This window comes from Streptomyces sp. NPDC002018, from assembly GCF_042890865.1.
Lineage (GTDB): Bacteria > Actinomycetota > Actinomycetes > Streptomycetales > Streptomycetaceae > Streptomyces.
The window spans coordinates 247980-262903 of record NZ_JBIASO010000012.1; the positions used below are offsets into that span (position 1 = coordinate 247980).

General features: G+C 71.7%; 12 protein-coding genes. 6 read left to right on the plus strand and 6 right to left on the minus strand.

Annotation, left to right across the window (positions count from 1 at the left end; all coding sequences use genetic code 11):
* The first annotated feature begins 7 nt into the window (after positions 1-7).
* Positions 8-1024 carry a helix-turn-helix transcriptional regulator gene (locus ACFYYH_RS21700; protein ID WP_388553368.1) on the plus strand — a complete coding sequence of 339 codons (1017 nt, stop codon included), beginning with the start codon at positions 8-10 and terminating at the stop codon, positions 1022-1024.
* Between the two features lie 176 nt (positions 1025-1200).
* On the opposite strand, the gene ACFYYH_RS21705 is transcribed toward ACFYYH_RS21700, so the two are convergent.
* Together ACFYYH_RS21705 and ACFYYH_RS21710 are read right to left on the minus strand one after the other, a co-directional pair.
* The gene (locus ACFYYH_RS21705; protein WP_388553370.1) at positions 1201-2199 is read right to left on the minus strand and encodes an RNA polymerase sigma factor RpoD/SigA; all 999 of its coding nucleotides are present in this window, start codon (positions 2197-2199) and stop codon (positions 1201-1203) included.
* 568 nt (positions 2200-2767) lie between these two features.
* Entirely contained in the window at positions 2768-3550 is a 783-nt protein-coding gene (locus ACFYYH_RS21710) for a dioxygenase (protein WP_388553372.1), read from the minus strand.
* A 124-nt stretch (positions 3551-3674) separates the two neighbouring features.
* Here ACFYYH_RS21710 and ACFYYH_RS21715 point away from each other — a divergent pair, with 124 nt between their 5' ends.
* A complete protein-coding gene (locus tag ACFYYH_RS21715; protein ID WP_388553478.1) occupies positions 3675-4208 on the plus strand; it encodes a MarR family winged helix-turn-helix transcriptional regulator in 534 nt (177 codons plus the stop codon).
* A gap of 220 nt (positions 4209-4428) precedes the next feature.
* On the opposite strand, the gene ACFYYH_RS21720 is transcribed toward ACFYYH_RS21715, so the two are convergent.
* Both ACFYYH_RS21720 and ACFYYH_RS21725 read right to left on the minus strand, forming a co-directional pair.
* Positions 4429-5946: an MFS transporter gene (locus ACFYYH_RS21720; RefSeq protein ID WP_388553480.1), complete on the minus strand. Its 1518-nt coding sequence runs from the start codon at positions 5944-5946 to the stop codon at positions 4429-4431.
* Between the two features lie 491 nt (positions 5947-6437).
* A complete protein-coding gene (locus tag ACFYYH_RS21725; protein WP_388553374.1) occupies positions 6438-7103 on the minus strand; it encodes a TetR/AcrR family transcriptional regulator in 666 nt (221 codons plus the stop codon).
* A 322-nt stretch (positions 7104-7425) separates the two neighbouring features.
* Between ACFYYH_RS21725 and ACFYYH_RS21730 the strand changes: the two genes are divergently transcribed.
* Positions 7426-9012, plus strand: a complete 1587-nt coding sequence (locus tag ACFYYH_RS21730; RefSeq protein WP_388553376.1) for a M6 family metalloprotease domain-containing protein — start codon at positions 7426-7428, stop codon at positions 9010-9012.
* Here ACFYYH_RS21730 and ACFYYH_RS21735 read toward each other — a convergent pair.
* Positions 8987-11053 (minus strand): class I adenylate-forming enzyme family protein, encoded by a 2067-nt coding sequence (locus ACFYYH_RS21735; protein ID WP_388553378.1) that lies wholly within the window; start codon positions 11051-11053, stop codon positions 8987-8989. The two genes, ACFYYH_RS21730 and ACFYYH_RS21735, sit on opposite strands and share 26 nt — an antisense overlap.
* 93 nt (positions 11054-11146) lie before the next feature.
* The gene (locus ACFYYH_RS21740) at positions 11147-11902 is read right to left on the minus strand and encodes an SDR family NAD(P)-dependent oxidoreductase (protein WP_388553380.1); all 756 of its coding nucleotides are present in this window, start codon (positions 11900-11902) and stop codon (positions 11147-11149) included.
* Between the two features lie 193 nt (positions 11903-12095).
* On the opposite strand from ACFYYH_RS21740, the gene ACFYYH_RS21745 reads away from it, so the two are divergent.
* From ACFYYH_RS21745 to ACFYYH_RS21755, 3 genes are read left to right on the plus strand one after another with little or no spacing between them, the layout of a single operon-like run.
* Complete coding sequence (locus ACFYYH_RS21745) at positions 12096-12473, plus strand: MSMEG_0570 family nitrogen starvation response protein (RefSeq protein WP_388553382.1); 378 nt, start codon at positions 12096-12098, stop codon at positions 12471-12473.
* Positions 12470-13921, plus strand: coding sequence for an MSMEG_0569 family flavin-dependent oxidoreductase (locus ACFYYH_RS21750; protein WP_388553384.1), 1452 nt, complete (start codon positions 12470-12472; stop codon positions 13919-13921). The genes ACFYYH_RS21745 and ACFYYH_RS21750 overlap by 4 nt, the downstream gene beginning before the upstream one ends.
* 12 nt (positions 13922-13933) lie before the next feature.
* Positions 13934-14773 carry an amidohydrolase family protein gene (locus tag ACFYYH_RS21755; protein ID WP_388553386.1) on the plus strand — a complete coding sequence of 280 codons (840 nt, stop codon included), beginning with the start codon at positions 13934-13936 and terminating at the stop codon, positions 14771-14773.
* The last annotated feature ends 151 nt before the right edge of the window (positions 14774-14924 follow it).

Genomic DNA, 14924 nt, shown 5'->3' on the forward strand with positions numbered 1-14924 from the left:
GGATCCCATGACCGATACCCCGGCACGGCTCCTCAGTCTGCTCTCCCTCCTCCAGACGCCCCGCGAATGGCCGGGCAGCGAGCTGGCGGAACGGCTCGGGGTCAGCCCGCGCACCATCCGCCGCGACATCGACCGGCTGCGCGATCTCGGCTACCCCGTCGAGGCGTCCAAGGGGGCCATCGGCGGCTACCGGCTGGTCGCCGGTACGGCCATGCCGCCCCTGCTCCTCGACGACGAGGAGGCCGTCGCCATCGCGGTCGGCCTGCGCGCCGGGGCGGGCCATGCGATCGAGGGCGTCGACGAGGCCTCCGTACGCGCCCTCGCCAAACTGGAGCAGGTGCTTCCGTCCCGGCTGCGGCACCGGGTCTCCACCCTCCAGGCCGCCACGATCCCGGTCACCCGGGGCGACGGCGCGACCATCGACCCCCGCACCCTGACGGTGATGGCCGGCGCCGTCACGGGCGGCGAGCGGCTGCGCTTCGGCTACCGCTCCGGGGACGGTACGGAGACGAAACGGCAGGTCGAGCCCTACCGGCTCGTCTCCACCGGCTGGCGCTGGTATCTGGTCGCCTATGACCTCGGGCGCGAGGACTGGCGTACGTTCCGGGTGGACCGGGTCAGTGAGCCCTTCGCCACCGGCGCCCGGTTCACCCCGCGTGAGCTGCCCGACGGGGACGCGGCGCAGTTCCTGAGACGGTCGATGGCGCGCAGGGGGCGGCAGGCGGAGACGGAGGTGGACGTGGAGGTGAGCTTCGCGGCGCCCGTGGAATTCGTGAGGGCCCGGCTTCCCGGCTATCTCGGCACGCCGGAGCCGACCGGGCCCGGCTCCTGCCGGCTGCGCACCACGACCAGTGACTCCCTGGAGTGGCTGGCCCTGCGGCTGGCGCTGGTCGGCTGCGAGTTCACCGTGCGTCAGCCGGGCCCGCTGGCGGACTGTCTGCGCACGCTGGGAGCCGCGCTCATCCGCGCGGCACGGCCCGAGGGAGGGGCGGTTGCCCAGGGGACCGAGGCCGGACAGAGGTGAGCGCCGGACAGAGGTGAGCGCCGGACAGAGGTGAGCCCCGGCACCTGGGGGGGGTTGGTGCCGGGGCTCGTCTATGGGGGCCGACGAATCGACCGGTGCGTACGAAGAGACAGTACGAGTAAGGGGGACACTACGGCTACTGGACGGCGACGTCACGCCGCCGCGTCGAAAAGACCTCACGCCGCCGCGTCGAACCCTGTATCCCGGGCCATCTTCTTCAGCTCCAGCAGAGCGTGCTTCTCTATCTGCCGGATCCGCTCACGCGTCAGACCATGCTGCTTGCCGACCTCGGTCAGCGTCCGCTCACGGCCGTCCTCGATGCCGTACCGCATCTTGATGATCGAGGCCGTCCGCTGGTCCAGCTTGCCTATCAGGTCCTCCAGCTCCTCACTGCGCAGCAGCGTGAGCACGGACTGTTCGGGCGACACCGCCGAGGTGTCCTCCAGCAGATCACCGAACTGGGTGTCGCCGTCGTCGTCCACCGACATGTTCAGACTGACCGGGTCACGCGCCCAGTCGAGCACATCGTTGATCCGCGCCGGGTTCGTGCCCAGCTCGGCGGCCACTTCTTCGGGCTCGGGATCCCGTCCGTTCTCCCGGTTGAACTCCCGCTGCACACGGCGGATCCTGCCCAGCTCCTCCACCAGATGGACCGGCAGCCGGATCGTGCGGGACTGGTCCGCTATGGAGCGCGTGATGGCCTGACGGATCCACCAGGTGGCGTACGTCGAGAACTTGAAGCCCTTGGCGTAGTCGAATTTCTCCACCGCGCGCACCAGGCCGGCGTTGCCTTCCTGGATCAGGTCGAGCAGCGGCAGACCACTGCGCGGATAGCGGCGCGCCACGGCGACCACCAGACGGAGGTTCGACCGTATGAAGATGTCCTTCGCGCGCTCACCGGCGGCGACCAGCGCCTCCAGCTCCTCACGCGAAGCCCCACCGGCCTCGCTCTCGACCTCTCCGTCGAGGATCTGCCGGGCGTACACCCCGGCCTCGATGGTCTGGGACAGCTCGACTTCCTTTGCGGCGTCGAGCAGCGGCGTACGCGCTATCTCGTCGAGGTACATGCCGACCAGGTCGCGGTCGGCGATCTCCCCGCCTACAGCGCGAACACTGCTTGCCGCTTTCGTGCCGCCGGAGGCGGCGGTACGACGGGCGACGGCACGGGTTGCCATGCGAGCTCCCTTACTGAACTGAGTAGGTCGCGACACCCATTCGGGTGCCCTGCATCCGAAGGAAACAACGACTGGAATCCGGACAGAATTCCCATGGCGTACATGCATTTTCTGATCATGCAGTACCCTGTGCCGCCGACCGGGGTGGACAGAAGCCTCAGAGGGGGACAGAAGCGCAGGTCAGGGCGGAATCGAAGGCTGCCCGGAGCGCTCTCGCCGACGTTTGCGACCGCCGCGCCCATGAGACGGCCGTCACATTCGGCGGGAGCCCGACCGGCGGTCGGCGCCTTCACCGCCGGCACCCTCGCCAACGCCTTCATCTCCGCATCCACCTCCCCCGAGGAGCGACCGCCCGTGAGCGGTCGACTGATCCGCTCCTACCCCGGAAGACGGCCCGTGCCTCCCCCGGGTTGAGCGGACGGCTGCCCGGACGGCCCCCTCCGGGGACCTTCGCGCACAGGCCCTCCACGCACGGTTCCTCCTCGGAGAGGCCCTCCGCGCACGGTCTCTCCTCGTACAGGCCCTCCTCGCACAGCGCGCCGACCCTCCTCAGTGACAACGCGCGAACTCAGCCGAATTGCACCGACCTCTTCGCCAGACCCATCCAGAAGCCGTCGATGACGCTCCTGCCACTGTCCAGCTCACCCTCCGCGGCACCGAGCGTCACGAACAGCGGCGCGAAGTGTTCGGTACGGGGATGGGCCAGCCGCCCCGCCGGGGCCTTCTTCTCGAAGTCGAGCAAGGCATCGATGTCCTGCGCCAGCAGCGCCCGCGTTCCCCAGTCGTCGAACTCGGCCGACCAGCCGGGCACCCCCTCGCCCAGATGCCGCAGCGCCGCCAGATTGTGGGTGAAGAACCCGCTGCCGACGATCAGCACGCCCTCGTCACGCAGCGGCGCCAGCCTGCGTCCGATCTCCAGCAGCTCACGCGGGTCGAGCGTGGGCATGGAGACCTGGAGTACGGGAACGTCGGCCGCCGGGAACATCTCCACCAGCGGCACATACGCCCCGTGGTCGAGCCCCCGGTCCGGCACGTCCACCACGGGCCTGCCCGCGCCGCGCAGCAACTTCCGCACGGACTCGGCGAGTTCCGGAGCGCCCGGGGCGGCGTACCGTACCGCGTAGTAGTGCTCGGGGAAGCCCCAGAAGTCGTAGACCAGGGGGACGGACTCGGTCGCGCCCAGCGCGAGCGGGGCCTCTTCCCAGTGCGCGGAGACCACCAGGATCGCCCTGGGGCGGGGCAGCTCGGCGGACCAGGCGGCCAGTTCCGCGGGCCAGACGGGATCGTCGGCGAGCGGTGGGGCCCCATGGGAGAGATAGAGGGCGGGCATACGCTCCGCGACGGCGTTCATGGCGACTCCCGGACTGTGTCGGCTGCGGCTCGGTCTTCCCGCTCAGGGCAATTCGCTTGAAACCTCAAGCATTCAACTCATACAAGCCTATCCGCGTCTAGTTTAACTTTCAAGAATGAGTAGAGTGGAATACATGACCACGGCATCCACCGGCAACGACGCCGGTACGGGCGGGGAGCCACGCTGGCTCAACGACGAGGAACAGCGCGTCTGGCAGGCATACCTCCAGGCCACCACGCTGCTGGAGGACCATCTCGACCGCCAGTTGCAGCGCGACGCCGGGATGCCGCACATCTACTACGCGCTGCTCGTGCATCTCGCGCGGGCGCCCCGGCGCCGTATGCGGATGACCCAGCTCGCCAAGGACGCCAAGATCACCAGATCGCGGCTCTCCCACGCGGTGGCCAGGCTGGAGCAGCACGGCTGGGTGCGGCGCGAGGACTGTCCCTCCGACAAGCGCGGGCAGAACGCCTTTCTGACGGACCAGGGCAATGACGTGCTGAAGCGGTCCGCGCCGGGTCATGTCGCCGCCGTACGTCAGGCGATCTTCGACCGGCTCAGCCCCGAGCAGGTCAAGCAGCTCGGCGAGATCATGCGGGTGATGGCGGAGGGACTCCAGCCGGAGGGTACGGGCGCGGATCTGCCCTGGCGCCGCTGAACCACGGCGGCACCAGGGCAGGTGACCACGAGAGCCGTCGGCCGGCGACGGCCGGCCGACCCGCGAGGGCCGACGGCCGACCGCCGACGCGCCAGGACCGATGCGCGAGGGGCGACGCGCCAGGACCGATGCGCAAGGGCCGCTGCGCGAGAGCCGACGCGCCAGGGCCGGTGCGCGAGAGCCGACGCGCGAGAGCCGAAGGCCGCCGGCCGACCGGGCGTCAGTGCATCACGACCGGCACCTTCGCCGCGTCCTCCGCGCTGTCGGCCCCCGAGGTGACCGTGGAGGCACCCGGACGGCCGGTGTTGATGAAGGTCACGGCGATCGCCGCGGCGACCGCCAGGATGCCGACCGCCCACCAGATGGCGCTGGAGTAGCCCTCCACCATCGCCCGCAGCTCAAGGAGCTGACGGTTGTCCGTGGTGGCCGCGTGCGAGGTGACGTACGCCGTCGTGGCCGAGGCCGCGATCGTGTTCAGCAGCGCCGTACCGATCGCGCCGCCCACCTGCTGCGAGGTGTTCACCATCGCCGAGGCGACCCCCGCGTCCCGCGGCTCGATGCCGTAGGTGGCGAGCGACATGGCCGGCATGAACGCCGTACCCATGCCCAGACCCAGCAGGATCTGCGCCGGCAGGATCAGGCCCGCGTACGAGGAACCGATCTCCATCTGCGTCAGCAGCAGCATGCCGAGCGCGGCGACCAGGAAGCCGGGGCCCATCAGCAGCCGCGGCGGCACCCGGGTCATCAGCCGCGCGCCGATCTGGGTCGAGCCCGTGATCATGCCGGCGATCATCGGCAGGAACGCGAAGCCGGTCTTGAGCGCCGAGTACTCCTTCACGACCTGGAGGTAGTAGGTCAGGAAGAGGAAGAGCCCGAACATCGCGATGATGGCGAGGCCCAGCGAGAGATAGACACCGCCGCGGTTGCGGTCGGCGATGACCCGCAGGGGCAGCAGCGGCGACTTGACCTTCGACTCGACCCCGACGAACGCCAGCAGCAGGACGACGGAGGCGACGAAGAGCGAGATGGTCATGGAGTCGGACCAGCCGTGGGACTCGGCGCGCGTGAAGCCGTAGACCAGCGACACCAGGCCCAGCGTGGAGAGCACGACACCGGGGATGTCCAGCGGGGAGCGGTTGCGGGTGCCCACGGGCTCACGGATCACGAAGTACGCGCCCAGGGCGGCCACGATGGCGAACGGGATGTTGACGAAGAACGTCCAGCGCCAGTCCAGGTACTCGGTGAGCACACCGCCGAGGATCAGGCCCACGGCGCCGCCACCGCCGGCGATGGCTCCGTAGATGCCGAACGCCTTCGCCCGCTCCTTGGCGTCGGTGAACATCACCGCGAGCAGCGACAGCGCGGCGGGCGCGAGCAGCGCGCCGAAGAGGCCCTGGAGCGCGCGGGAGCCGAGGAGCATCGCCTCACCGGAGGCGGCGCCGCCGAGTGCCGACGCGGCGGCGAAGCCGAGCAGACCGACGACAAAGGTGCGCTGGCGTCCCCACAGGTCGGCGATGCGTCCGCCGAACAGGAGCAGACCGCCGAAGGCGAGCGCGTAGGCGGTGATGACCCACTGACGGTTGCCGTCGGATATGCCCAGGTCCCGCTGGGCGGAGGGCAGCGCGATATTCACGATGGTCGCGTCGAGCACGACCATGAGCTGCGCGAGCGCGATGAAGACGAGCGCTTTCCACCGGGCGGGGTCCGGGAGTGGCGCTCCGGAGGGCTCCGCTGACATGGCCGGTTCGGCCGAGGCCGCTGATTTTGACATGGAGGTATCCACCTAAGGGTGCGGTAAGACGAAAATGTCGGTAAGCACAGGCGACGCTGCCGCACTTACGAGGTCATGGAGTCACCACGGCCACCGGGTGGCCGAGTGATGGACAGAGAGGTCTGGGGAAGCCGGTACGGGAGGCGAACCGGTGCGGTGGACCAGTGCGGCGCACCGCCACGGACCGCGGGTACGGACCGCCGCGGCCGGCCGCTGGTGCGGACCGCTCACGGGTCACTCGGTACGGAGCACTGGGTACGGAGCGCGGGGCGCCGGGTACGGAGTGCCGGGGTACGGATCGGATCGCCCGGCACCCGCCGGGGCGGCGCCGGCGCTTCGGGACGTCCGGGACGTTCCGCGGCCGGTTCCGCCCGGGTGCCTGGGCGGCCCGTACGGGCTTCGGTTCACGGCCGCCGGGCTGGGCCTCCGGGGCCGGAGTTTCATGGTTCAGGGGCGCGTCACGGAGCGGCGCGGCGCAAATCCTCCAGTGTCGCGGCCGAGCCGGGCAGTGCGGACCGGGCGGGCGCCTCCAGGCCGTCGAGGAAGAGCTGGAGATGCCGGTGGGTGAACCGGTCCATGTTCAGGCAGCCGGTGCCGGGCAGCGGGCGGGTGAGCTGGGACAGCGCGACCATCAGATCGCCGACGGCGACATCCTCACGGAGCTGTCCCGCCTGCCGCGCCCTCTCCATCAGCGCTTCGACGGCCTTTTCGAGGCGTTCACGCCCGGCGTCCAGATCAGGACGCCCCCGGCCGAACGCGCTCGAAAGCATGGGGCAGAGCGCCCCGATCCGCTCGTCCGCCGCCGTGTGCACGAAGGTACGCAGCGCGGTGAACGGGTCGGGCTCCTCGACGACGATCCGCTCCGCGTGGTGTGCGGCGCGGGCCATGACGAAGAGCACGACATCGTGGACGAGGGCGTGCCGGTCGGGGAAGTGCCGGTAGAGCGTGGCGTTGCCGATCCCGGCACGACGGGCGATCTCGTCGAGCGGGGCGTCGGCCCCGTACTCCACGAACATCTCACGGGCCGCCGCGACGATCCGCTCCCGGTTGCGCAGAGCGTCCGCGCGCGGCCGGGTGGCACGGCGCGCTTCGGGTTCGGCGGCGATGGTCGCGGCGGTGGTCACGTCGGGCCCTTCCCTCGGTTCTCGTCGGTTCTGGTTGGTCTGGTTGGTCTGGTTGGTTCTGGCTGGTCTGGCTGGTTCTGGTGGGCGGCGGGCCCCGTCTTCCGAGGACTCCGTCCCCGTTTTCGTCGGGACGTAGATGCAAACGGGGAAGCCGTCCCCGGTTATTTCGATCGCCCGTGTGACCTGAGCCACACATACCTGCGCAGGGGAGAGAACCCACGATCGGGCGCACCCAGCGAGCGCCGACACGCCGACCGGCGGAGGGTGATTCGAACGGAGTGCAGTCAGGACGGCCGACTGCCGCGGACCCGAGGGCGACCGCATGAAGCAGACGCGTCGGATACGCAGAACCGGCGGCAGTGCCGGAAACACGGGCCATGCCACCGGTGGCGGCGGTGCCGCCGACGACGACGGCAGTGGCAGTGGCAGACCCGGCGGCGGCCGTGGCGGACCCGGCGGCGGAAGCAGCCGCTGGGGCGGCTGGGGCGGCCACACGGGTGACATAGGTGACACGGCTGACACCAGTGACGCAGGTGACATAGGTGACGCGGGCGATACGGGTGATACGGGTGACGACGACGGCGCGGGCCGGCCCGACGGTGGCGGGGACGGTACGGCCGTCGCGGACCGCGGCGGCGGACGGCACAGGGCTTCCCACCGTCCCCGCCGTCTCAGCGCCCTGGCCGGGCTCACCGCCCTCACCCTCGCCGCGCTGACCACGGCCAGCGGCACGCTCCCCGGCCCCAGCCGTGCCTCGGCGGGCTCCGTGGCCGCGGGCCGGGACGCCTCCCTCGCCTCCTGCCGCATAGCGCCCGCCACGACCGTGCAGATGTCGGAGGGGCTGCCCACCCCGCCCGGCTACTCCCCCTCCACCGGCACGGTCCGGGCGCTCAATCTCATGATCGACTTCCCGGACGCGCAAGGCCCGGGAAAGGCGCTCGACCGGCTCGGCGAGTTCTTCCCGAAGACGTCGCAGTGGTTCAGGACCAGTTCGTACGGGCGGCTCGACTACCGCGCCGAGGCCCCCCTGACCGAGTGGCTGCGGATGCCGCTGGCGTTCGCGGCGTACGGGATAGAGCGCGGGGCACCGTACGAGCCCGGCTACCGGCGGCTCGTCGAGGACATCGTGACCGCCGCCGACAGCCGCATCGACTTCGCGGCGTACGACCTGGTCAATGTCCTGGTCACGCCCAACGCCGGCCCGTCGGCGCTCGACACCGTCCTGTCCGTCACCTTCTCCGGCAACGCGGACGCCCCCGAGGCCGACGGCGCGCCGCTCGCCAACACGTCCTTCGTCTACAGCCGCCAGGACGACGGCTCGGGTTCGTACCGCGAGACCGGCTACCGGGTGCTGCCGCACGAGAACGGCCATGTCTTCGGGCTTCCCGACCTCTACACGATGGACGGCGGCAGCTCGGTCGGGCACTGGGACATCATGTCCGAGGACTGGGGGGCCAACAACGATCTGCTGGGCTGGCACAAGTGGAAGCTCGGGTGGCTCGACGACGAGCAGATCCGCTGCGCGTCGGTGTCCGGGGTCAGTGAGTATCTGCTGGAGCCGCTGGCGAGGACCGGCGGCCCCAAGGTGACCTTCGTACCGGTCTCCAAGGAGTCCGGGTACGCGGTGGAGGTGCGGACCCGGGAGGGCAACGACGAGGCGGTCTGCGAGCCCGGCGTCCTGATCTACCGGGTGGACTCCACGGTCGACACCGGGCACGGCCCGATAGCCGTCGCGGACAGCCGCGAGCACAGCGGCGGCTGCACCCGGCGCCCCAATGTGCACGCGGAGCTGTCGGACGCGCCGTACCGGCCGGGCGAGAGCTTCGTCGACAGCGAACACGACATCCGGATCACGGTGATGGCGAAGGAGCCCGGCGGCAACTTCAGGGTGCGGGTGTCCCGGCCCTGAACACGCCGTCGGTCCTGGGTGCCCCGTCGGTCCCACGCACCCCGTCGGCCCCGGGCCCCCCGCCGGTCCTCAGCGCCTCGACGGCCTCGATCACCTCGGTCCGCAGCTCGCCCTTGAGGATCTTGCCCGCCGGATTGCGCGGCAGAGGGTCCTCCCGTACGAGCACATGGGCCGGGACCTTGAAGGCGGCGAGACGGGCGGCGACCCGCGCCCGCAGCTCCTCGACGACCGGCCCCGCGACCGGCCCCGCGACCGGCCCTGCGTCCTCCCCGGCGACCGGCCCCGCGACCGCCCCGCCGCGCGTCCCCGCGCCGGCCCCGGCGTCCTCCCGGGCACTCGCACCGGTGTCCGGCCTGAGCCGTACCACCGCCACGACCTCCTCGCCCAGCACGGGGTGGGGAACGCCCAGCACGGCGGCGTCGGCCACCTCGGGCTGGTCGTGGAGCACGGCCTCGACCTCCACGCAGTAGACGTTCTCACCGCCCCTGACGATCATGTCCTTGATCCGGTCCACCACCGTGACCCGCCCGTCGCGCACCGTCGCGAGGTCCCCGGTCCTGAACCAGCCGTCGGGTGTGAAGGCCTCCGCGGTGGCGGCCTCGTCGCGCCAGTAGCCGCGGACGAGCGCCTGGCCGCGCAGCCACAGCTCACCGACCCGCCCCTCCGGCACGGGCCCGCCCCCGGGAGCCGCGATCCGCACCTCGGTGGCGGGCGTCGGCCCGCCGACGCTGTCGGGGAACCGCCGGTACTCGTCACCGAAGGCCGCCAGCACTCCGCCGCAGGTCTCCGTGAGGCCGTAGCCGTTGCGCGGCTCGACGCGCTCGCCGTAGCGGGCGGTGAGCCGGCCGACCAGCGCGGGCGGGGCGGCGGCGCCCCCGGTGCTGAGCAGCGTGAGCGACTCCAGCGCGTCGTGCTCGGCCGCCGTGCCCTGAGTAGCCGTGCCCTGCGCGGTCGTGTCCTGCGCGGCTGTGCCCTGCGCGGCCGTGTCCTCCTGCGCGGCCGTGTCCTCCTCCTCCGCCGCGTCCAGAAGCTGGAGCGCGGTGGCCGGGACACCCACGTAGTACGTCACCCCGTGGGCGCGGATCAGCCTCAGGGCCCGGCGCGCGTCCCAGCTCCGCATGAGGACGAGCGTGCCGCCGACGGACATGGCCGAGTAGAGACTGGTGAACGCCGCCGCGTGGAAGAAGGGGTACGTCATCAGCGTGACGGGCGCGGGCCCCTGACCGGGGATCCGTCCGCGCGCGAGGGCGGAGGCGGCGGCGTGGAAGCGCGGATTCATGGCCGCGCCGGCCTGAGCGAGCTGGGTGGCGACGGCGCCCTTGGGCCGCCCGGTGGTCCCCGACGTGTAGAGGATGGTGGCGTCGTCCTCGGCCCGTACCTCGACATCGGGCGGCGCGGCGTACGGATCGGGGGCGGGCAGGTCCTCGTACCGCTCGGTCAGCTCCCCCGCACCTCCGGAGCCCGCACCTCCGGAGCCCGGACCTCCGGCGCCCGGACCTCCGGCGCCCTGGTCACCGTCGCCCGGATCACCGTCGCCCGGGGCACTGTCACCCAGGTCACCGTCGCCCTGGTGGAAGACGAGGGTCCGGACGCCCTCGCGCGCGGCCCAGCGCGCGACGCGCGGCAGCCGCTCACCGTCCACGAGCAGGACGCGCGGTGCGCAGTCGTCCAGGGCGTACGTGAACTCGTCCTCCGTCCACCAGGCGTTGAGGGGTACGGCGACCAGCCCGGCCAACTGGGCCGCCCAGAAGGCGATCTGCCACTCGGGGTGATTGCGCATGGCGACGACGGCCCGGTCGCCGGGGCGCAGCCCGTAGACGTCGAGCAGACGGTTGGCCAGGGCGGAGGCGGCGGCGAAGAACTCGCCGTAGGTGTACGTCCCGCTCTCCGCCACCAGGAACGGCCGGTCGCCGTAGGCCCAGGTCGTCTCGACGAACTCGCGCAGGGTGCGGGGTCCGTCGGCGTACATGAGCGAACCGTTCTCGGCCCGTACGACGGCGAAGGGCGCACCCGGCGCGGTCAGGATGTGCGGCTCGGGCACCTCGGTACCTCTCTCAGCGTCCGGAGGGCTGCTCAGCCCGCCGCGACGCTACTCCACCGCCGGCTCAGGGTCGAAACGGTCCCCGCGGCCGACTCAGTCGACCTCGCTGCCGCACGTGATGTTGAACGCGGTCGCGGTCATCGACCGGGCGCGGTCGGAGGCGGCGAAGGCGGCCACATCGGCGACGTCCTGCCGCGTCGCGGCCCGCTGGAGCAGGGTCCGCCGCACGATGTCCTCGACGATGGCCGCGCCGCCCTCGAAGTCCTCGGGAAGGGTGTCCACGATGCCCGACGTCTGGATGGTCAGCGCGCGGATCCCGTACCGCCCCAGCTCCGCGGCGAGCTGTCTGCGCAGCGCTTCGACGGCCTGGAACGCCACTTGCAGCCCGCCCAGATTCCACTCGGGGCTCGGGTCGCCGTACCCCCCGAACATCAGGATCACGCCCGACCGGCGGGGGATCATATGGCGCGCGGCGGCCCGTGAGGTCAGGAAGTTGGTCCGCAGGGCGTTCATGACGGGCTGCTGGAAGTCGGCGAACGGCATCTCCACGAGCGGGGTGCCCTGCACATCGCCGTGCGAGATCAGATTGAACGAGATGTCGATCCCGCCGGTCCGCGCGGCCACCTCGGCCGCGTGCGCGTCCACGGCCCGTTCGTCGAGCGCGTCCACCACGGCGGCCTCGACGGCGCCTCCCTCCTCCCCGATCTCGGTGGCGACCCTCTCCAGTGGCACGGGGGTCCTGGCGGCGAGGAAGACACGTGCCCCTTCCCGTGCGAAGGTCCGGGCCACCGCGCTGCCGATGGCCCCGCTGCCGCCGTAGATCACCGCGGTCTTGTCCTTGAGCAACATGGGTCCGCTCTCGTCGGGGCGTCCGGCTTTTGCCTCTGGGGCAACGCCGCGTACGGAGATCATTACCGGGTGTGAGGATCCCGTAACTCCGCTTTATTCCGGATGACTCGATTCGGCAATCGCCGCTGGCTGAAGTTGTAGTCACAAGCAGCGGCGAGGTGTCACCACCTCGGCGCCTCGCCCGGAGGACTTCATGCCTGAGATCTATTTTCATGTGCGCTGGCCCGATGGCGCGACCCAGCGCTGCTACTCCCCGTCCACGGTGGTCGAGGACTACTTCACGGCGGGCGGTGAGTACGAGCTCGCCGACTTCGTGGAGCGTAGCCGGACGGCGCTCGGTATCGCCGGTGAACGGGTACGGGAGAAGTTCGGGTTCCACTGCACCGGCGCGTCCGAGCAGCTCGCCGTGATCGAGCGGACCGCCGCCGGCTACGCCTCCGCCGCCCGGACTGCCGGGGCCGCGGGGGCCGTCCGAGCCACCCGAGCCGCCGGGCCTACCGGGGCTACCGGAGCTGCCGGGGCCAGGGTCACCGTCGAATCGCTCGTCAACGCCGACGGGAGCCCGCGATGAGCCCGGCGGCGCGGCTCGCCGGGGCCCCGCGCCTCACCGAGGTCCCGCGACTGGCCGAGGCCCCGCGACTGGCCGAGGCCCCGCGACCGGCTGAGGCCCCGCGACCGGCTGAGGCCCCGCGGGGGGCCGGCGCCCCGCGGCTCGCCGGGGCCCACTATCCGGTGGCGGTGGTCGGCGGCGGACAGGCCGGTCTGTCGGTCAGCTATCACCTGACCCGCCACGGAATCGGTCATGTCGTGGTCGAGGCGGACCGGGTCGGCCACGAGTGGCGTGAGCGCCGCTGGGACTCCTTCTGTCTGGTCACCCCGAACTGGCAGTGCAAGCTGCCCGGCTTCCCCTATCAGGGGGACGACCCCGACGGATTCATGGTCCGTGACGAGATCGTCCGGTACCTCCAGGACTACGTGGCCTTCTTCCGGCCGCCGCTGGTGGAGGGCGTAGCGGTCACCGGGCTGCGGCGCGCCACCGACGGGCGCTTCGAGCTGACCACCGACGGGGGGAGGTTCACCGCCGACCAGGTGGTGGTGGCCACCGGTCCCTACCACCGTCCGTCCGTCCCCCGGATGGCCGAGCGCCTGCCCGCCGGCGTCACACAGATCCACTCCTCCCGCTACCGCAACCCGGACCGGCTCCCCGAGGGCGCCGTCCTGGTCGTCGGCACCGGCCAGTCCGGCTGCCAGATCGCCGAGGACCTGCACCTCGCGGGCCGGCGGGTGCATCTGGCCGTCGGCAGCGCGCCCCGGGTCGCCCGCTTCTACCGGGGCCGGGACTGTGTGGCCTGGCTGGACGAGATGGGGCACTACGCGAAGGGCATCGACAGCTTCGACGACGCCTCGGCCGTCCGGATGCGGGTCAACCACTACGTCACCGGGCGCGACGGCGGCCGGGACATCGATCTGCGGGCCTTCGCCCGGGACGGGATGCGTCTGTACGGGCGGCTGACCGGTGTCAGCGGCTCCACCGGTACGACGCTGGAGTTCGCGGACGACCTGAAGGCCAACCTGGACCGGGCGGACGGGGTGGCCGAGTCCATCAAGGACGCCATCGACGCCCATATCTCCGCCCATGGCCTCCAGGCCCCCCACGAGCCCCGGTACGTACCGGTGTGGGAGCCCTCCGGGCACGAGGCCGAACTCGATCTGGCGGAGGCCGGTATCACCTCCGTCGTCTGGTCCACCGGCTTCACCCGCGACCACCGGTGGATCGAGATACCCGCCTTCGACGGCCGCGGGTACCCGATGCACCGGCGCGGCGCCACCAGCGTCCCCGGTCTGTATTTCCTGGGCCTGCCCTGGCAGTACTCATGGGGCTCAGGACGCTTCGAGGCCGTCGGCCGGGACGCCGGACACCTCGCCGACCACATCGACGCCAACCGCCGCCTCGCCGACGTGTGCGGCACGCTCACCGGTGCGCCGGCCTCCGTCACCTCCGCCCTCCCCCTGGGCTGACAGGAGCCCCTCATGGTCTTCGCCCCACCCCGCCGGAGTGTCCACGACGCCCACCGTCATATCGGCGTCCTGCCCGCGTACCCCTTCTACGGCGGCCCGCCCGTGAACCCGGACACCACCGCCCGCGCCACCGTCAAGCGGTTCCTCGCCGATCTCGACGCCGAGGGCACAGAACGCGCCCTGGTGATCCCCAACTACGGGGTCCCGGACCCCGCCGTCGCGTTCTCCTTCAACGAGCTGGCGGTCGAGGCGGCCCGGAGCGACGACCGCGTCCGCGCCGGGCTGTGGGTCTCCCCGCGCCCGGAGGACGCCGACCGCACCGGGCAGGCCCTCGCCCTGGCGGGAGAGGACGGCGTACGGGCCCTCAAGCTCAGCTTCCTGCTCGGTGGCCGCCCCACCGACCCGGCCTGCCGCCCGCAACTGGACCGTGTCTTCGCGACGGCGGAACGGCACGGACTGGTCGTCCATGTCCACACCTCCCCGGGCGCCGCCTCCGACATCGACGAGGTCGGTCACCTGGTGGACTGGTACGCCGACCGGGTCCCCGTCCACCTGGTGCACTTCGGCGGCGGGATGAGCGGCCACATCAAGCTCGCCGGTTCGCGGTTCTTCGACTGGATCGAGTCCGGCAAGCGCGTCTACACCGACCTCTCCTGGGCCATCGGCTTCACCCCGCGATGGCTGGCCCAGGAGATCGAGCGGCGCGGCATCGGCCATGACCGGGTGCTCTTCGCCAGCGACCAGCCGTGGGGCGACTTCGCCGGCGAGTACGCCCGGCTCGCCGAGGCGACCGGCGGGGGCGAACTGGGCCGGCTCGTCTTCCAGGACACCTTCGCCGCGCTCTACGACTGACCGCGCCGGCCGCCCGCGACGACCGGCCGCACCCGCGCCCGACCGTCCCCGCCCGGCCGCCGGCCGCCACCGGACAACCGACTCCCCGCCACTTCCCGTACCCGACCGACCGGCCCACCGCCCGACCGCCCGACCACCCCGACCGCCCGAC

Excerpts from the sequence above, each read along its gene's own strand:
- ACFYYH_RS21700 (WP_388553368.1), top strand. The coding sequence starts at position 8 with ATGACCGATACCCCGGCACGGCTCCTCAGTCTGCTCTCCCTCCTCCAG.
- ACFYYH_RS21710 (WP_388553372.1), bottom strand. The coding sequence starts at position 3,550 with ATGAACGCCGTCGCGGAGCGTATGCCCGCCCTCTATCTCTCCCATGGG.
- ACFYYH_RS21750 (WP_388553384.1), top strand. The coding sequence starts at position 12,470 with ATGAGCCCGGCGGCGCGGCTCGCCGGGGCCCCGCGCCTCACCGAGGTC.
- ACFYYH_RS21720 (WP_388553480.1), bottom strand. The coding sequence starts at position 5,946 with ATGTCAGCGGAGCCCTCCGGAGCGCCACTCCCGGACCCCGCCCGGTGG.
- ACFYYH_RS21745 (WP_388553382.1), top strand. The coding sequence starts at position 12,096 with ATGCCTGAGATCTATTTTCATGTGCGCTGGCCCGATGGCGCGACCCAG.
- ACFYYH_RS21705 (WP_388553370.1), bottom strand. The coding sequence starts at position 2,199 with ATGGCAACCCGTGCCGTCGCCCGTCGTACCGCCGCCTCCGGCGGCACG.
- ACFYYH_RS21740 (WP_388553380.1), bottom strand. The coding sequence starts at position 11,902 with ATGTTGCTCAAGGACAAGACCGCGGTGATCTACGGCGGCAGCGGGGCC.
- ACFYYH_RS21730 (WP_388553376.1), top strand. The coding sequence starts at position 7,426 with ATGAAGCAGACGCGTCGGATACGCAGAACCGGCGGCAGTGCCGGAAAC.
- ACFYYH_RS21755 (WP_388553386.1), top strand. The coding sequence starts at position 13,934 with ATGGTCTTCGCCCCACCCCGCCGGAGTGTCCACGACGCCCACCGTCAT.